A 236-nucleotide genomic window follows, 5' to 3' on the forward strand; every position below is an offset into this window, starting at 1 on the left:
CACCGGCCCCGCCGAGCGCCCCGCAGGCCGCCCCCGCTCTGCCTGCGTATCCGACCGCGCCGTACCCGCCCCAGCCCCCGCAGACCGCCCAGTCTCCGCAGACCGTCCAGCCCCCTCAGCCCGGCCAGGCGTACCCCGGGTCCACTGCTGCGTATGCCGCCCCGGCCCCGCAGGTATGGCCGGTGCAGCCGAATCACGGGACCGCGACCCCTTACGGAGCCTATGGGACACCGACG

Source organism: Microbacterium sp. H6 (assembly GCF_003314775.1).
Taxonomy (GTDB): Bacteria; Actinomycetota; Actinomycetes; order Actinomycetales; family Microbacteriaceae; genus Microbacterium; species Microbacterium oxydans.